Below are 24,335 nucleotides of genomic sequence, written 5' to 3'. Positions count from 1 at the left end.
TTTCACTACCGAATCCACTTCAAATATACAATTACCAACCCTGCCATAACCACTCCTGGCCATATATAAAACAATAATAACAGTACTTGCCTTATTCCCTGCCAGCCAAAATGGATCCCTTCTCGTGCATCTTCCCAAAAAGTATCTTGTTTCTTTCCAGAAAGAACACCTTCTTTAATTTCTTCATATACTTCCAGTTCCAGCGTACTATATTCTGTCTTATCATTCCAATACAACATATTTCCTTTTATCACTTCTATTTCTTCTTGTAATCTTCCTATTTTCCCTTCCGCCATTAAAACATCTTCTACTGTTTTTGCTTTTCCCCTGAGAATTTCTTCATACCTAATCCTGACTGCTTCTTTGGTTTTTAATCTGGAAGCCGCATCAATATATTCCATCGTTACATCGGTAGCTTTACTGTTTCTATAGTCAATTTCCAATACCAAATCATTTATACGGCTCATGACAACTTCCAGTGATGCTTCGGGGACACGAATTACACCTTTGCTTTCTTTAGCGTAGCTATTATCCTCAAAATGTTCTTCTGCAAAATAGCCTCCTGCTCCTCTAACGATTTTTTTTATAGTCGCCATCCTTAAATACAGGCTGTCCACTTTTGCCCGAAAACGAACATTTTTAATAATCTTCTGGGTATCCCGAAGGGAGACCGTATGTTCTTTTACTGTTTGCTTCTGATCACTTTCTCTAATCATAGCTGTTTCTGTTGTCTCAGTTCCCAGAGAAATCATTTCTGCTGAACTCATTTTCCGGCTTTTGTTTTCTGAACACCCTCCGAGTATAAAAAACAAAGAAATTCCCAGAATATACATTCCATATTTTTTCATCTTATCCATATTTATATTATTTTAGAAATCAGCGATTATATATTGATTTCCTCCATAAAGTTTTACTATCTTGTTATCGTATATGACAAACCTAGTATCCTGCAGTTGAACTTTCTTGTAAAACTCTTGAAAAGCAATTGCAAAAGGTTTTACAACAACACAAACACCTATAATTTAAAAGCTTACTAATATTACTGCTGTAGAAAAAATAGCCTTCGAGTCCCTGAAAAAAGCACTTTCTAAAACTTTTTTGGAACGTCATACCACTGCGAACCATGATATTTCTACCTGGAAAGGCACGGAAATCTCTCTCTTTAGAGAAGATTTATTATTTAAAACAAAGGGAAGTATTAGCGAGAAATCGTTTTATAGCTATTTTAAAAAAGATAGCAACAAGCTTCCCCGAATTGACGTCCTACATTTGTTTGCTCAATATTGCGGATATCAAAACTGGAATGACTTTCTGAGCAATAACAGACCTGCTCCTCAGCAAAAGCAATTGAATTACAAAAAGTGGCTTTTCCTTCTGGGAAGTACCGGGGCAATACTAGGAACACTTTGGGTATTTTTTTTCACGCCTACTCCTTCAAACACCTTCTCCTTTTGTTTTATTGATCAGGACAGAGAAGAACGAATTATCAATCCACCGATTAGCATTAAGGTATTGAATAGCAAAGAATCTCCTTTTGACATAAAAAGTGATAGCACAGGATGTTTCTCCTGGACAACCAAAGATGACTTTGTCCGGTTCAGTATTACCTCTCCTTATTACAAAGATGACACTATATATCGCTCTTACACTAAACACCAACAAGAACAAATTCAGGTAAAAACAGATGATTACGCCCTGATGCTCCATTATTATGTAAATGGAAAAATTGAGGATTGGAAAAAACGGCGAAAAGAACTACATAAAATCCTTGCTGATGAGGCTACTATTTTTAAAATTTTACCTCATGGTGTTGGCGTAGAAATGTTCTCCAAAGATGATTTCATCAATACATTAACTACTCCAACTCAGGAATTAAAAAATATCCGGATTATCGATTCGAAAAGAGTTAATGGTAAGATTGTAATGTTAAAATTTAAAAGTTCATTATGAGACAGCTTCTTTATATCGTTTTATTTCTGCTCAGTATTGGCTGCTCTAACAATCGTGCTGAGAAATTCACTTCAAAAGAACAGTCCTCTACTGCTGTAGAATCTGAAGCGATCATAAAAGAAGTTATCACACCGAAACAAGCCTATACGGAGGTGATTTTTCAGAAATTAAAAGACATTATCGAAACCAGACAGCTTCATATAAAACACCCGGAATTTCCTAAAAATGACACGCTTCCTACATGGATTCATATCACTCCGCATACGCTATTAAAAAACATCGAAATCATCGATTCTGTCGCAATGACTGATTCTATTACAACAGTGAAAACCAAACTCAATTTTGAGCGTCAGAAAACAGACACCATTATATCTATCATCAAACGATCAACTGTTTTTATCGATACAATAGCAACAACATCAATCCAGATTGATTTTGAAAAAACAGAAAAGAAACAACCGTCCGTTACCTACCAAAAAGAAGTCCACACTCCCTTGCAAAAAGAAAAGTTTTCTTTAAAAGATCTGAATTTTTCATGGGAAGACATTGATAATTGCGATTGTCTTTTTTCTGTAAACGTTGAAGACACTCCTTCTCAGAAAATATTCTTCGGGCGACTTAATGATGATACTCACGGCATCCTTCAAGTTGGGATTCATGCTGCCTCAGAAAAAATTCAGGTTACCACTCCCAGAAATACAAAAAGAGCATTTGGTTCTTCCTGGAAAGAAACCTATAAGAACTCTCATTATAATATACGGATAACAGCTACTCCCGAAACTTCTAAATTCAAGGATAAATACGCTTACTCTATCAATTTCTTTTTACGAAAAAAGACCGACAACACCCTCGTCCGAAAAAATATCCTTGTTCATTGCAAATCATAATAATTTTTCCTTCTTATTTCGCACTTTTCAATAAAAAGCACTTTTCTTACGAAGAATGCGCAAAATTAAGCAGCTAAAAAATTCAGTTTTAGTAAATTGCTTTCTTTCATTTATAAAATTCTCTTTATAAAACAACCTCTATGAATACATCAAAATCGTACAGAAGTGCTTTTTTCACCATTACCTCTTTATTCTTTTTATGGGGGTTTATTACCGTTTTAGTTGATTCTCTGATTCCCCGGTTACGGGATGTTTTTGAATTATCATATTTTCAGGCCGGTCTGGTTCAATTTGCATTTTTCGGAGCTTTCTTTCTACTCTCGATTCCCGCAGGTTTTATTCTATCAAAAATCGGATACAAAAAAGGCATCATTCTGGGATTAAGTTTAATGGCAATTGGCTGTCTGCTTTTTTATCCGGCTGCTTCATACAGGGCTTTTTCCGCATTCCTTCTCGGATATTTCACACTGGCCAGTGGTATTACTATTCTACAGGTAGCTGCTAATCCTTATGTAGCTCTTTTGGGAACTGAAGAAGGCGCTGCCAGCCGACTAAACCTATCTCAGGCGTTCAATTCCCTGGGAACCGCTATTGCACCAGTTGTCGGAGCCATCTTTTTATTAAGTGACACTGTAAAATCATCTGAAGAAATAGAGATGTTAAGCGCTGCTGATAAAGAGGCTTATTATATATCTGAAGCCTCTGCTGTACAAATGCCTTTTCTCTTTATCGTAGTATTTATCGCTTTGCTGGTCATAGCTTTTGCCTTTATAAAACTTCCTAAATTAATTGAAGATTCTCCACAAGGAGGATACCTGACACTGATTGCTCAAAAACCTAAAATACTACTTGGTGCTCTAGGAATATTCGTATACGTTGGTGCCGAAGTGGCTATCGGAAGTTATTTGGTCAATTATTTTATGCATATGGAATTAGTAGATACTATCAAGGAAACTCCATTTATGCGATTCTTATCAGAAACACTACTCGGGGCTAGTCTGGAAAAAAAAGACGGAAAGGCAATTGTAGGTGCCTTTGTGGTATTTTATTGGTCTGGAGCGATGATCGGAAGATTTGTAGGAGCCTACCTGACTAAAATTATTCCTCCTGGAAAAGTATTGGGTATTTTTGCTACTATAGCCATTCTGATGATTACCCTGTCGATTAGCACATCCGGATTGGTATCTATGTGGTCAATCCTCGCCGTAGGATTATTCAATTCTATTATGTTTCCTACTATATTCACATTGGCTTTAGACGGACTGGAAGACCTCAAAGCACAAGCTTCCGGTATTTTGTGTACAGCCATTGTAGGAGGAGCTATCATCCCTCCTATATATGGGTTACTCACAGATCATATCGGCTTTAAAACCGCTTTATTACTCATCGCTTTATGCTATGGATTCATTTTATATTACGGATGGTCTAAACGACATAAAGAAACAAATTAACTTACAAAAGCTTGCAAGACGTCTTGCAAGCTTTTTCTAAAACATTTCTGACTCTGTCAATAAATAAAAGATTGATGGATAACAACTACAAAAACTCTCTTATAACAGAGATAATCTCAAAAAACAGGATATCGCAAAAAAGTATCAGCAAGTAACATACGTAAAAGAGATACCTCTTTAGGTATCTCTTTTACGTATATCATAGAGTATTTTACAGAAGTCCACATCTCCTCAAAAGAAGCTCCTTGTTTTCTACTTACAGCTGTGAAAGTGATTATTACTTCCTCAACTGACAGGCATTCTTAATTTATGGAGTGCTGCTTGATACCTGTAACACCTTCCCATTATAAAATGTATGTCCCGTCAAAGAAAAATCCTTAATATACGTAGCCATTTGCACAGCAGTTAAGGGCGCTTGATAGCCTGGAAACGCTTCTTCCAACATTTCTGTCTGAACAGCTCCTAATGCCAGTACATTAAACGAAACCCCGCTTTCTTTGTACTCTTCTGCCAGTAACTCATTCAGGGTTATCACTGCACCTTTACTAGAGCTATATGCTGCTAATCCAGGAAATTTCATGCTCCCCTGGATTCCCCCCATACTACTAATGGTTACGACATGGCTTTTTGCCTTCATAAAAGGGAGTAATTGCCTGGTTAGCTCAGCTACCCCAAATACATTGACCCTATAGACGGCTTCAAATTCTTCTGTAGTAATCGCTGCAAAAGGTTTATTAAGTAGTTTTCCTGCATTATTGATCAATACATCTACCTCTGCTCCCCAAAGCTCTTCTACATGTGTTTTTACCCGTGCTATAGCCGACGCCTCTGAAATATCAAAAGAAAAAGCGGTTACATTCGAATAACCTAATGACGTAACAGGTTTTTCATTTCTGGATAATGCCAATACCTGATGCCCTTCTTCTGCAAAAAGCTTAACCATTTCCAATCCGATTCCCCTACTTGTTCCTGTGATGATAATTTTTTTCATATGACTGATCTTCTATTTTTTTTTAAACAGTATACTAGTTATTATATACAATTTCTTTTGTTTTTGCATTTATAATTTTTGACAATACTGGCGCACATTCATTAATCAGTCTTGCCATAAAAGCAAAATCCATTTCAGCAGCCTCATCATCCACGTGGTGGTAGTACTTATAATTTGTAAAATCAAAAGTAGAAATTGTTTGTGCCGGAACATTAAACACCTGGTGAAATGGGTAGTTATCACTTCTTTTGAACAAACTAAATTCTTTGGCTTTTTCCAAAAATCCCACCAAATCTTTTCCTGCATATTCATTCATTTTCTGAGCCATATTTGATTTGTGAAAACCTGTAATATAAGCTGTATAATTCTTGTTATTCATCGGCACACCTATCATTTCAAAATTAACCATCGTATACAAGTCCAGGTTCTTCTCTTTTAATACTCCCGCTAAATTCTTAGACCCTAACAGCCCTCTTTCTTCCGCACCAAACAGCACAAACAAGATACTTCTCTTATTATCTTTTTTTTCTGCAAAATACCTGGCTAAAGAAATCACTGCTGCACTTCCTGCTGCATTATCATTAGCTCCATTAGCTACCTTATCTTTTGCTTCATTTTCTTTGGCATGACCAATATGGTCCAGATGTGCTCCCAGAATCACAAATTCATTTGCTAATTTCTCATCTGTTCCTTTGAGATATCCTACGACATTACAAGTTTTTTGCCCCTGAACTTCGAAATTATCCCTATAAGACTCAAAATAAGGAGCAACCCCAAATTTCTTAAACGTATTCTCGACATATACCACTGCTTTTTCATATCCTTCTGTTCCTGTATCTCTCCCACCCAACTCATCACTCGCCAAATAAGTAACAATATCAGCAACTTCTTTCTCCTCAGTAGTAGTAGTAGTAGTAGTAGTAGTAGTAGTAGTAGCTGTTTCTTCTTTATTTTTCTGTGCAGTAACCGCTTCTTTGCATTGCACTAAAGACATCGCTAACGCAAGTATCCATATTCGTTTCATTTGTTTTCGTTTTTTGATGTTAATGAAATTGTTATAAACTCCAGATGACTCATTCACCTCTATCATAAGGTCTAAAAATCCACATACTGGTGTTATAAAGATAAAAAATCCCGTTTCATATGAAACGGGATTTTTCTTATATACTGTATCTGTAATTGGATTAAGCAAGCATCGTTACCGGATTTTCCAAATACTGTTTTAATGTTTGTAAAAACTGAGCTCCCGTAGCACCATCTACTGTTCTATGATCACATGCCAAGGTTACTTTCATTGTATTTCCTACTACAATCTGTCCTTCTTTTACAACTGGTTTTTCTACAATCGCTCCTACAGAAAGAATTGCCGAGTTCGGTTGATTTATAATCGAAGTAAACTCCTGGATTCCAAACATCCCTAGGTTTGAAACTGTAAAAGTACTTCCTTCCATTTCCTGCGGAGTTAATTTTTTATTCCTTGCTTTTCCTGCCAGGTCTTTTACATTTGCCCCTATTTGGGTCAACGACATTTGATCTGTAAAAGGAAGTACAGGAACAACCAACCCATCAGCCACAGCTACTGCCACACCTATACTAATATGTTTCGCATATTTCGTTGTAGTATTTGTCCATTGAGTATTCACCTGTGGGTGTTTCCTCAACGCCATCGCACAAGCCTTAACTACCATATCGTTAAATGATACTTTTGTATCCGGCAATTGATTGATGTTCTTACGGGAAGCAATTGCATGTTCCATATCTACTTCTATTGTCAAGTAGTAATGAGGTGCTGTAAACTTAGATTCAGAAAGACGTTTTGCAATTGTCTTACGCATCTGAGAATTTTTCACTTCTTCAAAATGTTCTTCACCTGCTGGTGTATATGCCTGAATACCGCTTACAGCAGTGTTATTTTCTGCTTCTTTTGGAGCTGTTGTTTTCTCCACTGTCTGTGAAGGAGTATAAGACTCCACGTCTCTTTTAACAACGCGTCCGTTTTCTCCTGTTCCTTTTATTTTAGACAGATCAATTCCTTTATCTGCTGCTATTTTCTTAGCAAGCGGAGAGGCAAATATTCTACCTCCCGATCCGGATGTATCTGCTACTGCTGTTTCTGTTGCTGTAACAACTTCTTTCTTTTCTTCTGTACTTGTTGCTTCCGGAGTTGCTTGCGAAGGTACTCCACCTTCTTTAATTGCAGAGACATCTGTTCCCGCAGGTCCGATAATTGCCAATAGTGAATCAACCGGAGCGGTTTTTCCTTCTTCTATTCCAATATGAAGCAATGTCCCTTCATAAAAAGACTCAAACTCCATAGTAGCTTTATCTGTTTCAATCTCCGCCAGAATATCTCCTTCAGACACCGCATCTCCAACTTTCTTCAACCAGGTAGCCACTGTACCTTCTTCCATCGTATCACTAAGTCTAGGCATTGTAATAATCTCTACCCCTTCTGGCACACTTGCACCTGTAGGAGCCGGAGTTGCTACTTCTGCTGCTTTTTCTTCTACCGGAGTGGTTTCTGCTGCTGGAGCTCCTCCTTTTAACAGAGAAGATATATCTTCTCCTTCATCCCCTATAATAGCTAATAACTGATCAACCGGAGCGGTTTCGCCTTCTTCAACACCGATATGCAATAGAGTTCCTTCATAAAACGATTCGAACTCCATGGTTGCTTTATCTGTCTCAATCTCAGCAAGCATATCACCTTCTGCTACCTTATCTCCTACTTTTACGAGCCATTTTGCCACTACTCCTTCTTCCATAGTGTCGCTCAATCTCGGCATATTTATTACTGTTGCCATACGCTATTATAGTTTATGTGGTAAAAATGGATAATTTTCCTGTTCGTACACTACGTCGTACATTACATTTTTATCCGGAAATGGAGATTCTTCTGCAAATTTTTCGCACTCTCGTACTTTATCTTTAACTCGCTTATCTATCTCTTTTATTTCTTCTTCTGTAGCATAGTTATGTTCCTTGATTATATCCAATACCTGTGTAATTGGATCAATCTTTTGATATTCTGCTACTTCTTCTTTGGTTCTGTATTTCTGAGCATCACTCATTGAGTGCCCTCTATATCGATACGTCTTTAATTCTAAGAAAGTAGGTCCTCCTCCTGTTCTGGCTCTGGTAATTGCTTCATCCATTGCTTCTGCAACTTTTACAGGATTCATCGCATCTACAGGACCACAAGGCATTTCATACCCTAAACCTAATTTCCAGATATCAGTATGGTTTGCTGTTCTTTCTACAGAAGTCCCCATAGCATATCCATTGTTTTCTACACAAAAAACAACAGGTAAATTCCACAACATGGCCAGATTAAACGTCTCATGAAGAGATCCCTGACGAGTTGCTCCGTCTCCCATAAATGTCAACGTAACTGCATCTCTGTTATGATATTTATCGGCAAATGCCAATCCTGCACCTAATGGTATTTGTCCTCCTACAATTCCGTGTCCTCCATAAAAACGATGTTCTTTAGAGAATATATGCATGGATCCTCCTAATCCCTGAGAGGTTCCAGTTCCTTTACCATACAATTCTGCCATTACTCTTTTAGGGTCTTCTCCCATCCCGATAGGCTGTACATGATTACGATAAGCAGTAATCATTTTATCTTTTGTCAGATCCATCGCGTGCAGTGCTCCTGCCAAAATAGCTTCCTGACCATTATATAAATGTAAAAAACCTCTTACTTTTTGCTGGATATATACCTGTGCTAGCTTATCTTCAAATTTTCTCCAGAAAAGCATGTCTTCATACCATTTAAGGTATACTTCTTTGGTTATTTTTTTCATTTAGAATTATATGATGTTCACTAATAAGTCAGTTATTTCACTGACACCTGATCTATTACATCCTGATGGAAATGATATCCCAACAAAACGAAAAGCAAAAATAATATATTCGGCTTTAAGGTAAAAACAGTTTAGTCATAAAAATCTACGAAAACGTTTTAATTAACGTGTAGTGAAATATTATTTAAACTCATTTTAACAAAAAAGGGTTACTGAAAGCCATATCAGTAACCCTTTTCCGTACATTATTATTAATGATCATTTATTATCTCTCATGGAAGTCCTCTCCAAAATTAAAGGATAATCCAAATCTCAGTGTTCCTTCTAATGGACTTTTTACTGCAGAAGTAGAGAACAGATATGAAATATCAATATTCACAATTGTGTATTTAAACCCAGCTCCCAGAGATACAAATTTACGGGCTCCTTTATCTTCATGCTCATTAAAGTATCCTGTTCTGAAAGAGAATACATCTCTATAAACATATTCTGCTCCAAGTCCCCAGGTAATTTCTTTTAGCTCTTCACTAAATCCTCCTGGTGCATCTCCCCAAGAAGAAAAGATCGCTCCAAATTCGCTAATATCTTCGTATTCTTTATTATCTTCTGAATCGATATCTCCATCTCCGTCAAAATCTTTTGGAGTTGGCACCAATAACTTATTAAATTCTATAGAAGGAGTAATTCTGTTATCTTCATTAAATATGAAATCGAATCCGGCTCCAATTTTAAAATTAGTAGGAATAAAGTTTTCTTTTCCTGCGTCGTCATATTTAATTTTCGGTCCGATATTAGAGATATTAGCTCCTGCTCTCCAACGACCGTTAAAGGATCTGTATCCTATTTCTTCACTCTGATAGAAAGCCGCTACATCCACTCCAAAACTACCTGCCGCACTAGCGTCATCTCCCAGTCCTTGTAATCTTAAATCCGAACGAAGATATCTTCCTCCTACTGCCATAGAGAAACGATCACTCAATCTCAATGCATAAGATAAATCAAAGGTAAATTCATTTGGTTTTTGTACGTTAGGGGTATCGGTTGGTCCTTGTCTAAATTCTATATCTCCCAGACTAAAGTATCGAAGACTTGCTGCCATCGCACTTCGGTCATTTATTCTATTATAGTAATTAACACTTCCCAGAAAAATATCATTAACCAGACTACTTAGGTAAGGTGTATAGTTCACCCCTACTCCCTGCTTTTTTTCTATAAAAGCATACTTTGCGGGGTTCCACTGCTGCGAGAATGCATCTGCAGAAGTAGCAACTCCCTGATCGGCTAAACCTGAAGCTCTGGCATCAGCTGCGATTACTAAAAAAGGGGTAGCTGTAGTTATCGCCCGATCTTCCTGAGCTTGTAATGATAGGTTGCTAAGTGTCATAGCTACCAAGCCAAGTATCACTATTTTTTTCATGTTGTCTGTGTGTTTAAAACAAATATAGTTACTTTGTTAATTATTAAGTTAGTTCATTTTCGGATATCTGCCTGCACAGTCCTGCATTAGTTAACGCATATTTTACAGATATCTTATATAAAAAAAGTGTATTTTATTCTTTTCCTTTGATTTTCTCCCCCAAAAACACCATATACCAATCAAGGAATACTATCGATAAACCCACGGTATATTTTGCTCAAATATAATAATCTCATTTTAATATATACTTCCTTGATTATAGTTAAATAAAAATTTACACATCCTTTAACGCCTTTAGTATCTTTGGACCGTATTCTTCTATCTATAGTTCCTTTAGTAAGGCTTTTCATTCTATTATATATAGATCATCATTTTCTTTGAGAAAAAACTTTTTCTACAGGAAGCAATTACTTATGGAACAAATTAAAAAAAATATCGAATTCCAAAGCGTCAATAATAACCTTTCAGAACCCTTGAAAAAACACGTATTTATACCTGGTTCCTTTATTTTGACATCATTAAAAACACCTACATATTTTTTATTTGTTTTCATCAAAAGAATACTAAACAATAAAATATGACGTTAAAAAACTGACTTAGTGGGATTACATTTTTTTTGTTATTCAATAAAATATTAAAAATATTAGGCTAAATTTAACGTTAATTGTTATATTGCAAGCCCTAATTTCTACTTTAACGAACTTAAGATTATGAAAAACGCGTTTATTTTTAGATCGCTAATAGTGTTGTCTGTTAGTGCTTTACTGTTGAGTTGTACTAAAAACGACTATGGCAACAGTTCCAGAGCCACTGGTTGGAAATACAATTCCAAAGACGGCGGATTTCAGGTAAACACAAACTACAAAGATCAGGAAACTGGTCCTGGTTTAATTTTTATCGAAGGTGGAACCTTCACAATGGGACGCGTGCAGGACGATGTTATGCACGACTGGAACAACACTCCCACCCAACAACACGTTCAGTCATTCTACATGGACGAAACTGAGGTTACCAATATTATGTATTTAGAATATTTAGATTGGTTAAAAGGAGTATACCCTCCTACTGAACCTAAATACAAGAATATCTATAACGGTGCACTTCCTGATACATTAGTATGGAGAAATCGTCTTGGTTTTAACGAAATGATGACAAACAATTACTTACGTCACCCGGCATATGCTAACTACCCTGTAGTAGGTGTAAACTGGATTCAGGCTGTAGAATTTAGTAATTGGAGAACGAATCGTGTTAATGAAAGAATCTTAGAAGAAGAAGACGTAATAAAGAAAAATGCTCCTTTTGAAGATGTATCTGCAGAAAGTACATTCGATACAGAGACGTATCTGAATGCTCCTTCTCAAACATATGGAGGAAATGATGAAGCGATCAGAGGAGGTCGTGCTTCTGAAAAATATGAAAGAAGCAATGACTCTACTGGATTATACATCCAAAGAAAAGATGGATTACTACTGCCTAAGTACCGTCTTCCAACAGAAGCTGAGTGGGAATATGCTGCATTAGCGTTAGTAGAAGTTAGAAGTTATAACATATACAGAGGAAGAAAAAAATATCCATGGAATGGAAAATACACGCGTTCCGGAGCTAGAAGAACACGTGGGGATCAATTAGCTAACTTTAAGCAAGGTGATGGTGACTACGGTGGTATTGCCGGATGGAGTGATGATGGAGCTGATATCACTGCTCCTGTAAAATCATACGATCCAAATGATTTTGGACTTTATGATATGGCAGGAAATGTTGCCGAATGGGTAGCTGACATCTACAGACCAATTGTTGATGATGAATACAATGACTTTAACTACTATAGAGGAAATGTATACACTAAAAATGCAATCAATGCTGACGGTACTGTAAAAATCGTTACGACTGATTCAATTATATACGATACATTAAGTAATGGTAAGATTGTTGCTCGTGTATTACCAGGAGGGATATTACAAACTCCTGTTGACGAAAACGAAACTTATCTGAGAACAAACTTTACTGATAGTGACAACCGTAATTTCAGAGATGGAGATAAGAGTTCATCTAGATATTACGAGGGGTACATGGACGAAAACATGCCTAACAGAAGAATGTACAACGCTCCTATTCATGAAGTAGGTCCTAGTGAAGAAGACAGTACAAAACTGGACAGAAGATATGATGAGACCAGTACCAGAACTACTATTGTTGATGATGACGTAAGAGTATACAAAGGTGGTTCCTGGAAAGACAGAGCATATTGGTTAGACCCTGCTCAGAGAAGATTCTTCCCTCAGGATATGGCTACTGATTATATAGGATTCAGAAATGCGATGTCTAGAGTAGGTACAAAAGCAAAAAACAAAAAGACACCTAGACATAAAAAACCTACTAATTAAGAAATTAGCAAGTTCATTATAGAAGAAAAGAATAAGCCCTGTGTAATCGCAGGGCTTTTTAATATGATAAAAACAGCTTATGACAATTCCTGAATTACACCAATTATTTCTACAAAGTTCGGGGGTATCTACAGATACCAGAAAGATTAAAGACACCTGTATTTTCTTTGCGCTCAAAGGAGCGAATTTTAATGGCAATATATATGCTGATGAAGCTTTGAAAAAAGGAGCTTCTTATGCTATTGTCGATGAAAAAGAATACGCTGTTTCCCCACGATGTATTTATGTTGGAAATGCATTACAGACTTTACAGGAGTTAGCTACATTCCATAGACAACAACTAGCTATCCCGATTATTGCCCTGACAGGAAGCAATGGCAAAACAACAACTAAGGAATTAATTAATACGGTACTGTCATCCACTTATCGCACAACTGCTACTGTTGGTAATCTAAATAACCATATCGGAGTACCTCTGACCTTGCTATCCATGTCTTCGGACACAGAGATAGGGATTGTAGAAATGGGTGCAAACCACCTAAAGGAAATTGATTTTCTATGCTCGATAGCACTTCCTGACTATGGATATATCACCAATATAGGAAAGGCTCACCTCGAAGGTTTTGGGGGATTAGCAGGTGTTTTAAAAGGAAAGACCGAGCTTTATCGCCACCTTGCCGACAGAGATAAAACCGTGTTTTTAAATACCGAAGATGCTACGCTTGTTCAGCAAGCCATCAATATGAATACATACACCTTTGGTAATCACACAAAAAATGATGTCATGGTTCATCTCAAGGATGCCTCCCCTATGGTAACTGTCACATATGATGGATTGACTATAAATAGTCATCTTATAGGCGCGTATAACTTTACTAATATTGCTGCTGCTATTACTATTGGAAAGTATTTTAAAATTTCTCCAGAAAGCATTCAAAAATCGATCGAATCCTATATTCCTGACAATAATCGGTCGCAAATTATAAAAAAAGGGACCACTACTATTATTCTTGATGCATATAATGCCAACCCAACCAGTATGAGCGCAGCTATCAAGAATTTTAACCAACTTTCATTTTCTAAAAAAACAGCCTTTCTCGGAGATATGTTCGAACTGGGTACTGAGGCTCCTCAGGAGCATCAAAGAATTACGGATCAACTCATTGCATCTGATATTGATCAAATATATCTGGTCGGAACACATTTCTATGCAACTGATAATATGGATGATCGAGTGAAAAAATTCTCTTCTTTTGAAGCTTTACAAAATGATTGGAATTCTCAAATGATTAAGGAAGGGGTTTTAATCAAAGGATCGAGAGGAATGAAACTGGAACGAATTCTAGATCTTATTTAGTTCTTGATCTTTCCGATATAATGGTCCTGAATGTCAGGTTGATTCTGGGATTTAGGATTTTTTTAGTTTTAGGCAACGCATGTAACCAATGTCGTTGTGTACTTCCTTTCATTTCCAGTAAGCTTCCTCTTTCCAACATCAAAGAAGTAGTATCTTTTGTTTTTTTATGTTTAAAAGAAAACTTTCTCGCAGCTCCCAAACTTACAGAAGCAATTGTATTGACCTCTCCCAATTCTTTCTCATCATCACTATGCCAGCCCATACCTTCTCCCCCATCATGGTACAGATTCAGCAAACATGAATTAAAGCGCTCTTTCGTCTCATGTTCAACCAGGTTTTTAATCACTAACAACTCCTTAGACCATGGAATAGCCCGCTTTTCCATATTAGAATAGGTATACCGATAATCCTGATCCCCATACCAGGCAACTTTTCTTTTGGTAATAATTCGTTTCCCAAATAACATGACTTCATCTGATTTCCAGGGAACCGTTTTAAGCAAGGTATCGAAAAGTGCTATTTCTTTTTGTTGTCCCAATACCACTCCATGATACAATACGATTCCATCGTACGGCAGAATATTAACATCTCTGGAAGATTCATTAAACAAGTCCATCCTTATATCGATTGAGAAAGTTTGATCATTACAAAATTAAAACAATTCCATAAAAAAAAGCACGAAGTGTCTTACAACGACTCCGTGCTAAACGTAAGAACTCAATTAACATTGTGTTATTATCAATCAGTACCCCTGAACAAAACAGTGGCTGGGATTTGCTGCCTTTCTATCTTAGGACCACTCCAAAATGCCGATAACCCAATATTATCAGAACACTGGAAATACTTTACCTGAAAAGAGTGAAAACCCCGAGACAGAACAATATCGTTTTTCTGTGTAAAGCTAAAGGACTTCCTTCCGTCACTTTCGAAAAGCTCTACTCCGTCAATCAACAACTGTGCTCCATCATTAGCAGCAATTTCAAAAGTATACACCCCCGATTCTGGTATCTTTATATACCCTTCAAAATCAAAACCAATCCATTCATCCCTCAATCTTTTGGAAATATCGACTGTATCCACAGTTCCTTTCTCAGTAGGTATTACATTCGAAAAGTCATATACAGACCTAAAAATCCCTTCATAATACGTATATGAGAGCCCAGAAGTTAACGCTTTTGTATTAGCGATCTCTTTTTCTTGCTGTTTTTCCAAATAAATGTTTGCGGTATAACTGGACTGCATTCCTTCTCTAAAAGCTTTGGCTTTGACACGAGTCGTCGTATCTATTGTAAAAGGCGCTTCATATTTAGTAGCTGAAAGTGTAGGTTCACTCCCATCTGTGGTGTAATAAATACTAGCGCCTTTTGTATCACAGCCCAGGGCAACTTCTTTTGTTGCCAAGAAAAGCTTATGATCTGATTTTAGGTAAGGGATATGTACCGTTTTCTGAGTATCTGAGAAAGGTCGGTATTTTTTTTCTTGTCCCCATTCTTTATTAGGGACATTTGTCATTTCAAAAACTAATTCTCCCCCTTTCATTATATCTGCATGCTTCAGATATGAATACGGGTATTCTTTTCCATTTAGGTGCACCGATGAAAAATGAATACGCTGTTTACCGGCATTATTTCCTTTAATTACAAATTGCTTTCCATTATCCAGGTGTAGGGTTACTTTTTCAAAAGCCGGACTTCCTATGACATATTCCGGAGCTCCGGGAGTCACTGAATAAAATCCCAGGCTACTTAGCACATACCAGGCAGACATCTGACCACAATCATCATTCCCACATAGACCATCTGGCTCTGCTGTATATAAATTATTTAATATCTGATGTATAATCCGTTGTGATTTCCAAGGTTTTCCTGCATAATTATACAAATATGCAATATGATGACTCGGCTCATTCCCGTGGGAGTATTGCCCTATCAACCCTGACACATCCGAATCTTCGCTTATTTCTTCCTGCACATTTGCTTTAAAAAGTGTATCTAGCCATTGTTCAAAAGCCCGATCCCCTCCTACCAAATTAACCATGGTAGCAATATCATGGGGGACAAACAAACTATACTGATAAGAATTTCCTTCTGTAAAATTAAAATTATAGGTCTTTTCTACGGATGCCGGGTCAAAATTTTCGTACCAGCTCCTGTCTGAATATCTCGGTCGCATAAATCCTGTTTCTTTATCAAACACATTCATAAAAAACCGAGCTCTTTTAGCATATTCTTCATAAATTTCTGTTTTCCCTATCGCTTTTGCCATCTGAGCAATACACCAATCGTCATATGCATACTCCAATGTTTTTGAAACCGACTGACTGCTTTTATTCGATGGGACAAATCCTAATTCGGTATAATAATTAATCCCCCGTTTTTTGACATTAGCACTTTCGATCATCGCTTGTAGCACTTTTTCTGTATCTACTTCCGTAATCCCTTTGAGATAGGCATCAGTCATTACTGATACCCCATGATATCCTATCATACATCTTGTGTCATTTGCTGCCAGTTCCCACATAGGAATTTCTCCGAACTGTTCATGCTTTTTTTGTAAGGTAACTACGATATCTCTGGTTATTTCCGGTTCTAATATGGTTAATAGGGGGTGTAATCCTCTAAAAGTATCCCATAACGAAAAAACTGTGTAATTGGTAAAACCTTTTGCTGTGTGTATCTGGTCATCCATTCCCCTGTATTTTCCATCTACATCATTGTATAAATTCGGAGTCAGTAAACTATGGTATAATGCAGTATAAAAGATTTCTTTTTTTGTTTCATCAGCATCCGTTACTTCTATCTTACTCAGCATCGTATTCCAGATAGTTCTTGCTTCTTCTCTCACTTTCTCAAAATCCCAATGAGACATCTCAGCATCCAGATTTTTTCTCGCTCCCTCGATACTAACTGCAGAAAGAGCTACTTTTGCCATTACTTCTTTTTCTTTAGGGTCAAATGTCAGTGCTGCGATTATTTTCTTATTGCGAAATTGCTTTTCTTTTGTTTCTTTTTTATCTCCACAAAGCACCTCATAAGATTGTATTGGTTTGGAAAAACGCGCTACAAAATATTGGCGCTGATTTCCTGCCCAGGCTTTAGACCTTCTATATCCGGCAATCTCTGTATCACTGATAATTTCGAATTCCGCCTCTACAACCGGATCTCGATGTTCCAGGTCAATAATGATATGTTTTTCTTCTTCTCCTGAAGAAAACGTATACCGATGTACTCCTACTCGTTTAGTGGCTGTTAACTCTGCTGTAACGGCATAATCCTCCAGCATCACCGAGTAATATCCCGGACTTGCTGATTCGTTTTCATGATGATATCTCGATCGATACCCTTCATCAGGATTGGTTACTGCTCCTGCTTGTAGTTTTACTGCTCCGGTAGTAGGCATCAATAGAATATCTCCAAGATCAGGAACTCCTGTCCCTGAAAGGTGCGTATGTGTAAAACCAATAATGGAAGGGTCCATATAGTCGTATCCAGCACAAGCTGGCCAACTGGTATGATCATTTCTTGTATCCGGGCTTAACTGTACCATCCCAAAAGGGAGCATAGCCCCGGGAAAGGTATGCCCTGGGGATTTGGTTCCTATAAAGACATCTACATAGTCTACTGCTTTTTTGGATTCAGTTTGGGTACATCTTCCCCCGATAATTCCCAGTAAAAAAAGTAGTAGTATTTTTTTTGCCTTATTCATATTACAGATTTTGATTGTATATTCTTTTATCAATTCGCTAAATGTGCTTATCAGTTTCCGAAATCTATTCCGATGTTTCTCTCTCTCAGATACGTTGCTGTTCTCTAAAATAACATAATCATGAAAGACAGCATCTATATATAGAAACTGCCTTTCTCTAATTAAAACAAAATAAGCTATTAAGAGGTATTCTTTATAAATTAATAACCCGGATTTTGCTTCAAAGCACCTTTAGCGGCATTAATAGCGTCTAATGGTATCGGGTAATATTCATTTTTCCCCGATGTAAAACTTGCTCCGTTAAGATATACCCGTTTGGTTGCTTCTTCGCTTACATATTCATTGAGTACCTGAGAGGCAATTCCCCATCGTACCATATCAAAGAAACGGTGTCCTTCTGAAGCGAGTTCTAACCTTCTTTCAAACCGTACTGCTTTTATAGCATAGTCTCTATCCGGAAATGATGTATACTCGCTAATCACGTAATTCGCAGCGGGAGTTCCTCCTTCATTTTTCACAAAACCTTCGGGATTTGCTGCTCTTGCTCGAATCATATTTACCAGATTCATCGCTTCTGTTAATTGCCCTTCATCTGCATGAATTTCTGCTCTCCACAACAACACATCCGCATATCGAATCAATGGAGTATTAATTGCATTATACTGTGGCGCTCCTGCTGCAGAGATGGTTCCTTCCTGTGATTTTAACACCTCATGCTTCTTACCTACATACGGTCCTCCATTGGATTGATCACGTACCCATCTGGATCCTGGCATTGCTCCCCATCCTAGGTATTCAATCCCTCTTCGTCCTACTGTCCAGTCTAATCTTGGGTCCAAATTCCCTGCGTATGGAGTAAAGGGTTCTTCAGAACTCACTCCCTGGTCACTATGAACATCTTCATCATTAAATGTATCTAATAAAGGGAGCCCATCTGCATCTGTTTTAAAGGCATTGACAAGGTTTTGACTTGGTTGAAAAAACCCGCAGCATCCTCCTCCCGGAGCATCTGATGCATACGGGTGATTTAGTCGGTTTCCTCTGTTACCATTAATAAATCCGTCTCCTCCATCATTTACAGAATTCTGAACAGCAAAAACAGATTCTGAATTATTGTCTTTTTCTCCATTAAAATTATCGTGATAATAAGGGACTAATTGAAACGGTCCTCCACTTATAATATCATCCAATACTGGCTTAGCAGCTGCAAAGTCATTTTGAAACATATGCGCTTTTGCCAAATACGCTTTGGCAATCCATGAGGTAGCTCTTCCCGCATCATCCTGCATTTCCGGCAATACTGCAATTGCTGCCAGCAGGTCTTCTTCTATCAACGGCCAAACATCCACATCATTAGGAGGTGTAGTAGTTAACGCTTCTGTCATATACGGAATATTATTCCATATTTTTTTGATCTCGAAATGATAATACGCTCTCAGAAACTTGGCTTCTCCCCCCAATACTGATAAGGCTTCTTCTGACTCCCCATTTTCAATAGCAATAGCAATAGAGCTTAGCGTTTGATTCGCTCTGGAAATTCCTTCATACATGGCTTTCCATTTTCTAGACAAATAGATATTTGTAGTTCCCGGAGTATATCGTTCTACATCATTTAACTGCGGTTGATCATCAATAGAGGATCCTTTATAAAAATCATCAGATGCTACATCACCAAGTGCCCAGTTAGAAGCCGGAGCCCAAAAATATCCTGGGTTTCCATCTAACATAGCGTAGGAGCTGATTAATTGCTGTCCTACCCATTCTTTATCGAATGTAATCACCCCTTCTACCAGAGAGGCTTGCGGAGCTATATCCAGCTCATGATCGCATGAAATAGTCAATAGACTCGCCCATGCTAGTATTATTATTCTTTTCATGTGTTTATAATATTGTTTTAGAAATCACATGGAACGCACCAGAAAATTATTTTCAATCTGTCTTATTTTTTTCATGGTTCGTTTCATTTCTTTTCGTATTATTCTTAATTCGCTAATCCATTTTACGCTTTTAGTATACCATCTAATACTTTATGTATTCTATAACGTAAGGTTAACTCCCAATAAAAAAGACTGTGTAACTGGATAAGCTCCTCTGTCAATTCCTATATCGAGATTTACAGAATCTCCTCCATAACGTTGTAAATTAATTTCAGGATCTAGACCTGTATATTTAGTCCAGGTGAATAAGTTTTTAGCCTGTAAATACAACCTTAGTTTATCGATCTTTAGTTTAGAAGTAACATCTTCTGGTAATGTATACCCCAATTGAACATTCTTTAATCGTAGATACGATCCATCTTCTATATAATAACTACTCGCACTCGAATAGTGTTCTGCAGGATTATTAGACAACAGTGGCAATCGCCCTCCTCTGTTTGTCGGACTCCAGGAATTTAAATAATCGCGACTCTTAGCTCCTGGAAAACTGTTAAAATCCGTAAAGAATTTTGTAAAATTATAGATGTCATTCCCTTGACTTCCTTGAAAAAACAGGCTAAAATCGAAATTTTTATACGCTGCTCCCATATTAAGACTATAAGTAAAATCAGGATGTGGACTCCCTATAAAATCACGATCTTCATCATTAATAATACCATCTCCATTAAGATCTCGATATTTAAAGGTCCCTATTCCCTTTCCTAAATAATCTCCAGTCTGATCCAAATCTGCCTGATCCTGGATAATCCCATCAATAACAAACCCATGAAAAGAAGCGATCGGTTGCCCTGCTTGTGTTCTGGAAGGTCTTGTTTCTCTTGCTACACTTCCTACTAAAAAGTAATCTGGATTATCAGACAAACTCTTTACTGTATTTTTATATGAAGAGACATTAAGTGCCAGATTATATGAGAAATTTTCATTGAGTTTATCATTATATCCTAAAGAAATATCAAATCCTTTATTCTCTACAGAACCAGCATTTATAAATTTTGATTGCGCATATCCTATCAAGGTAATATCTGCCTGGTCCTGTACCAGTAACCTATCAGTAAGTGCCTGATAATATTCTATCCCAAAACTAACTTTGTTATCTAAAAATGCCCCGTCAATTCCTATATTTTTTGTTTTGGTAGTTTCCCATTCCAGGTCTTTATTCCCGTGAATAAACAGGCTATATCCTGGAACTACACTGGAATTACTTCCACCAATATCATAATTGGTATTGTCATCATTAAGATACTGACTAAAAATTCGTCCTTGCGGAATACTTTCATTTCCTAACTCTCCATATCCTGCTTTAATTTTAAGATCGTTTATAAAAGAAACATCTTCCATAAAAGCTTCATTAGACAATCTCCATGCGACACTATACGATGGAAAATAATCGGATCTTTTACTTTTAGAAAATTTAGAGGTAGCGTCTCTTCTCAAAGAAAAAGATGCTAAATATCGATTATCATAATTGTAATCTAATTTTCCGAAGGCTGAAAAGTAAGCACTTTTTACTCCTCCTCCGTTATTATCTCTGGTTCCTGTCCCTCTATCAAGGTATCTGTAATCCAGATCATCTGTAAAAAAATCTGTTCTGGAAGCACTTAGAAACTTACTTTGAGTTTTATGGTATTCTGTTCCTAGCATTGCATCAATTGTATGATCACCTAATGCTTTGGAATAACTAAGTGTGTTATACCAGGTCGAAGATATTGTATACCCATTGCTTTCGATCAGTCTATTAACAGAATTAGGTTCTGCCACTTCCGGATTGAGAAAAACATAAAAGGAACTATGTGTTGTATCATAATTTAGTCCCATATTAGTTTTAAAAGTAAGCCCTTCTATCAAATCTGCTTCTGCATATACATTTCCAATCGCTCTAAATCTACGGGATAAATTATCTTTATTACGGATAGCACTTGCTACCGGATTAATTCCATTTCCTAATCCCACACTTTGAGGTCCCGCATAATTCCCTGCTATATCATGTACAGGAATAATCGGTTGGGCTCTATACAGGAAAGAAATATCTCCTCCTGTAGACTGATTACCAATAGACCCCACTCTATCTGAATATGAAATATTAAATGATTCTCCTATCCTAAAAGATTTAGATGCCTTAAATTCTGAATTTACTCGTAATGTATATCTATCATAAAATGTTTTTAGCGCAACTCCTTCTTGTTTTAACGCTCCTAAACCGACATGAAATCTCACATTTTCAGACCCTCCTGACATTCCTAAATTGTAGTTTTGTACAAAAGCATCATTAAAATAGGCATCAAACCAATCAGTTCCTTCTTTATTAGCCTTCGTTATCTTATTTGTCCTTGGATCATAGGTAGATTCATCCGCTACATCGGCACCTGTTGGTGTCAGATAATTAGGTAACACCGGAGTTTCTCCACTACCGTATTGTGGATGAGAAGGAGCGAATCCATCATTTTTAAATCGTGTCCAGATTACATTAGCTATTTCCTGCGGAGATAATAAGTCTGGAAATGCTGATTCAGGGACACTATCTACTCCAAAACTAGAATTAAATGTTATAGTAGCTCCTCCATTGTATTTTCCTCCTTTTGTCGTTATGAGAATAACTCCGTTTGCTGCTCTAAATCCATATATAGCTGCCGAAGAGGCATCTTTCAGGATTTGTACAGATTCTATATCCGCAGGATTTAACTGGTTAATTCCTGTTGTAGTTGGTGTTCCATCAATTACATATAGCGGGTCATTATTGTTAATCGTTCCGAATCCCCGGATTCGAACCATTGCAGCTCCTCCCGGACCTCCTTCTGATCCTACTGTAACTCCTGACGCTAGTCCTTGCAATGATTGTTCTATATCCACCGGTGAGGTCGCAGCTATATCTTCTGCCTTAACAACACTTACAGAACCTGTAATATTCCTTACAGATTGCTTAGAATATCCCGTTACAACAACCTCCCCTAACTGACTTGAAGCTTCGACTAATACGACATCATACACTATCGATTCTCCTACAATATATTTTTGGGTTTCCATTCCTAAATAGCTATACAAGACAACTTCTCCTTTATGTACTTGTAATGTATACTTCCCGTCAAAATCTGTTTGTGTCCCTTTAGAAGAGCCTTCTATAATCACATTAACACCTGGTAACAGCATTCCATCACCATCCATTACTTTTCCTGTAAGTACAATTTCCTGCGCCCATGCCATATTGACAAAAAACAGAAAAGGAACTACAAAAAAAATATTGTTTATTTTTTTCTTCATTTCAAAATTGGATTGATTAATAATTTGATTATTAGTTCCCCCTAATAACCTTTTTATAAGGTTCGCTAGCTCACTAAATTTGATGACGCTATCATCAATAAGAATTCTTTGTTACCAAATTTATATTATGAAGATTATTTTTTTTATTTATCCGGAAATTTCAGTGAATTTTATTTCAGAATAAGTTTCTAGGCATTTTTATTCCGTTTTATAAAGAAGAAACAAAGTAGATTCCGTTTTTTTTCACCCAAAAAATGACAAAAAAACAGACAAAAAAGACACAAAAACATCATAAATTACCCAAAAACAGTAAATTAAATGATGCTTTTTAGTTAAAACAACAAAAAAAACACAACAAATATTTTTCTTAAAAGATGAAGATTTTCTTACAAAAAATCGTTTTTCAAATTAAAAAAGTACCCCACTCCAGGACAACTATTCCTTAAAATATCTCCTGGTTTTATAAAAAGTAAAAGGGGAGAAAAACATTTTTTTCTCCCCTTTTTATGGTATTTGATACGCCCTTATTTTTTTAAAAGAAACGAGGGGTTAACATTCTGTTGTATTTCTTAAAGAGTTCAAATCGAAGCAATACTTCATAACTACCATCATTAAACACTGCCTTACCTAGTTCAGTAGTCTCTCGATCATAAGCAAAACCAACCATCAAACCATCTGAGACCTGAAAGCCAACCATACCACTCAATGCCGCATCCCAACGGTAACCAACTCCAAAACTCAATCGCTCATACAATAAAAAACTTGCGGATAAATCTACCTGTAAAGGGGCTCCCAAGACCAATTTTGTCAGCAAAGCTGGTTTAAATTTAACATCACTACTGAGATCAAACGTATGACCTGTAATTAAATAATAATTAATACGCTCCTTAGCTACAAAAGCTGAAGAATCATTACCCCCAACCGTAGCACTCTCATCAAAATGCTCCGTCTCCAATAAGTTTGGAGCACTCAATCCTAAATAAAAACGAGGGGTATGATAATACAAACCAATCCCAACATTAGGACTAAATTTATTGTCTATATTATTTTCGAAACTCGGATCATTAACATCAAATTTGCTCAATCGCTGAAAATCTACATTCAGTAAATGACCTCCTGCTTTTAATCCAAAACTTAACTTCCCAACATCTGAAGTAGGTATTGTATATGAAAAATCAATATCAAAATA

16 protein-coding genes are annotated in these 24,335 nt (G+C 36.8%); 5 read left to right on the top strand and 11 right to left on the bottom strand.

What is annotated here, in order from left to right; all coding sequences use genetic code 11:
- Positions 1-5: 5 nt before the first annotated feature.
- The gene (locus ACFSTE_RS12255; RefSeq protein ID WP_378253315.1) at positions 6-857 is read right to left on the bottom strand and encodes a DUF4349 domain-containing protein; all 852 of its coding nucleotides are present in this window, start codon (positions 855-857) and stop codon (positions 6-8) included.
- Between the two features lie 241 nt (positions 858-1,098).
- On the opposite strand from ACFSTE_RS12255, the gene ACFSTE_RS12250 reads away from it, so the two are divergent.
- The 3 genes from ACFSTE_RS12250 (at position 1,099) to ACFSTE_RS12240 (ending at position 4,288) form a co-directional block, all read left to right on the top strand.
- Positions 1,099-1,950, top strand: coding sequence for a hypothetical protein (locus tag ACFSTE_RS12250; RefSeq protein WP_378253313.1), 852 nt, complete (start codon positions 1,099-1,101; stop codon positions 1,948-1,950).
- A complete protein-coding gene (locus ACFSTE_RS12245; RefSeq protein WP_378253311.1) occupies positions 1,947-2,837 on the top strand; it encodes a hypothetical protein in 891 nt (296 codons plus the stop codon). Before ACFSTE_RS12250 ends, ACFSTE_RS12245 begins: the two co-directional genes overlap by 4 nt.
- A 140-nt stretch (positions 2,838-2,977) precedes the next feature.
- Positions 2,978-4,288 carry a sugar MFS transporter gene (locus ACFSTE_RS12240; RefSeq protein WP_378253310.1) on the top strand — a complete coding sequence of 437 codons (1,311 nt, stop codon included), beginning with the start codon at positions 2,978-2,980 and terminating at the stop codon, positions 4,286-4,288.
- 307 nt (positions 4,289-4,595) lie between these two features.
- Here the strand turns inward: ACFSTE_RS12240 and ACFSTE_RS12235 are convergent, their stop codons facing one another.
- From ACFSTE_RS12235 to porV, 5 genes are all read right to left on the bottom strand, one after another.
- Positions 4,596-5,279: an SDR family NAD(P)-dependent oxidoreductase gene (locus ACFSTE_RS12235; protein ID WP_378253308.1), complete on the bottom strand. Its 684-nt coding sequence runs from the start codon at positions 5,277-5,279 to the stop codon at positions 4,596-4,598.
- Positions 5,280-5,313: 34 nt separating this feature from the next.
- A complete protein-coding gene (locus tag ACFSTE_RS12230; protein ID WP_378298167.1) occupies positions 5,314-6,303 on the bottom strand; it encodes a M20/M25/M40 family metallo-hydrolase in 990 nt (329 codons plus the stop codon).
- Positions 6,304-6,463: 160 nt separating this feature from the next.
- On the bottom strand, positions 6,464-8,083 hold the full coding sequence (locus ACFSTE_RS12225; RefSeq protein ID WP_378253304.1) for a pyruvate dehydrogenase complex dihydrolipoamide acetyltransferase: 1,620 nt from the start codon (positions 8,081-8,083) through the stop codon (positions 6,464-6,466).
- Between the two features lie 6 nt (positions 8,084-8,089).
- Positions 8,090-9,088 carry a pyruvate dehydrogenase (acetyl-transferring) E1 component subunit alpha gene (gene pdhA, locus ACFSTE_RS12220; RefSeq protein ID WP_176027308.1) on the bottom strand — a complete coding sequence of 333 codons (999 nt, stop codon included), beginning with the start codon at positions 9,086-9,088 and terminating at the stop codon, positions 8,090-8,092.
- 265 nt (positions 9,089-9,353) lie between these two features.
- Positions 9,354-10,505: a type IX secretion system outer membrane channel protein PorV gene (porV, locus tag ACFSTE_RS12215; RefSeq protein ID WP_176027309.1), complete on the bottom strand. Its 1,152-nt coding sequence runs from the start codon at positions 10,503-10,505 to the stop codon at positions 9,354-9,356.
- 710 nt (positions 10,506-11,215) lie between these two features.
- On the opposite strand from porV, the gene gldJ reads away from it, so the two are divergent.
- Both gldJ and ACFSTE_RS12205 read left to right on the top strand, forming a co-directional pair.
- Positions 11,216-12,892: a gliding motility lipoprotein GldJ gene (gldJ, locus tag ACFSTE_RS12210; RefSeq protein WP_378253301.1), complete on the top strand. Its 1,677-nt coding sequence runs from the start codon at positions 11,216-11,218 to the stop codon at positions 12,890-12,892.
- A gap of 79 nt (positions 12,893-12,971) precedes the next feature.
- The gene (locus ACFSTE_RS12205; protein WP_176027311.1) at positions 12,972-14,249 is read left to right on the top strand and encodes a UDP-N-acetylmuramoyl-tripeptide--D-alanyl-D-alanine ligase; all 1,278 of its coding nucleotides are present in this window, start codon (positions 12,972-12,974) and stop codon (positions 14,247-14,249) included.
- Here ACFSTE_RS12205 and ACFSTE_RS12200 read toward each other — a convergent pair.
- The 5 genes from ACFSTE_RS12200 to ACFSTE_RS12180 all read right to left on the bottom strand — a co-directional run.
- Entirely contained in the window at positions 14,242-14,865 is a 624-nt protein-coding gene (locus ACFSTE_RS12200; RefSeq protein WP_378253299.1) for an alpha-ketoglutarate-dependent dioxygenase AlkB family protein, read from the bottom strand. The two genes, ACFSTE_RS12205 and ACFSTE_RS12200, sit on opposite strands and share 8 nt — an antisense overlap.
- Before the next feature lie 122 nt (positions 14,866-14,987).
- A complete protein-coding gene (locus ACFSTE_RS12195; RefSeq protein WP_378253297.1) occupies positions 14,988-17,954 on the bottom strand; it encodes a GH92 family glycosyl hydrolase in 2,967 nt (988 codons plus the stop codon).
- Positions 17,955-18,154: 200 nt separating this feature from the next.
- Positions 18,155-19,831, bottom strand: coding sequence for a RagB/SusD family nutrient uptake outer membrane protein (locus ACFSTE_RS12190; protein WP_176027314.1), 1,677 nt, complete (start codon positions 19,829-19,831; stop codon positions 18,155-18,157).
- Between the two features lie 159 nt (positions 19,832-19,990).
- Positions 19,991-23,146, bottom strand: a complete 3,156-nt coding sequence (locus ACFSTE_RS12185) for a SusC/RagA family TonB-linked outer membrane protein (RefSeq protein WP_176027315.1) — start codon at positions 23,144-23,146, stop codon at positions 19,991-19,993.
- 532 nt (positions 23,147-23,678) lie between these two features.
- The coding region (locus tag ACFSTE_RS12180; protein WP_378298125.1) for a PorP/SprF family type IX secretion system membrane protein at positions 23,679-24,335 on the bottom strand (657 nt) is incomplete at its 5' end.

Origin of the sequence: Aquimarina hainanensis (genome assembly GCF_042684685.1) — a bacterium.
Classification (GTDB): domain Bacteria; phylum Bacteroidota; class Bacteroidia; order Flavobacteriales; family Flavobacteriaceae; genus Aquimarina; species Aquimarina hainanensis.
Note: the sequence above shows the minus strand (reverse complement) of the source record. Positions and strands in the feature narration are given on the sequence as shown.

Coding starts and splice junctions, on each gene's coding strand:
- ACFSTE_RS12190 (WP_176027314.1), bottom strand. CDS start 19,831: ATGAAAAGAATAATAATACTAGCATGGGCGAGTCTATTGACTATTTCA.
- ACFSTE_RS12185 (WP_176027315.1), bottom strand. CDS start 23,146: ATGAAGAAAAAAATAAACAATATTTTTTTTGTAGTTCCTTTTCTGTTT.
- ACFSTE_RS12255 (WP_378253315.1), bottom strand. CDS start 857: ATGGATAAGATGAAAAAATATGGAATGTATATTCTGGGAATTTCTTTG.
- ACFSTE_RS12225 (WP_378253304.1), bottom strand. CDS start 8,083: ATGGCAACAGTAATAAATATGCCGAGATTGAGCGACACTATGGAAGAA.
- ACFSTE_RS12200 (WP_378253299.1), bottom strand. CDS start 14,865: ATGGACTTGTTTAATGAATCTTCCAGAGATGTTAATATTCTGCCGTAC.
- ACFSTE_RS12205 (WP_176027311.1), top strand. CDS start 12,972: ATGACAATTCCTGAATTACACCAATTATTTCTACAAAGTTCGGGGGTA.
- gldJ (WP_378253301.1), top strand. CDS start 11,216: ATGAAAAACGCGTTTATTTTTAGATCGCTAATAGTGTTGTCTGTTAGT.
- ACFSTE_RS12195 (WP_378253297.1), bottom strand. CDS start 17,954: ATGAATAAGGCAAAAAAAATACTACTACTTTTTTTACTGGGAATTATC.
- pdhA (WP_176027308.1), bottom strand. CDS start 9,088: ATGAAAAAAATAACCAAAGAAGTATACCTTAAATGGTATGAAGACATG.
- ACFSTE_RS12235 (WP_378253308.1), bottom strand. CDS start 5,279: ATGAAAAAAATTATCATCACAGGAACAAGTAGGGGAATCGGATTGGAA.
- ACFSTE_RS12240 (WP_378253310.1), top strand. CDS start 2,978: ATGAATACATCAAAATCGTACAGAAGTGCTTTTTTCACCATTACCTCT.
- ACFSTE_RS12245 (WP_378253311.1), top strand. CDS start 1,947: ATGAGACAGCTTCTTTATATCGTTTTATTTCTGCTCAGTATTGGCTGC.
- porV (WP_176027309.1), bottom strand. CDS start 10,505: ATGAAAAAAATAGTGATACTTGGCTTGGTAGCTATGACACTTAGCAAC.
- ACFSTE_RS12230 (WP_378298167.1), bottom strand. CDS start 6,303: ATGAAACGAATATGGATACTTGCGTTAGCGATGTCTTTAGTGCAATGC.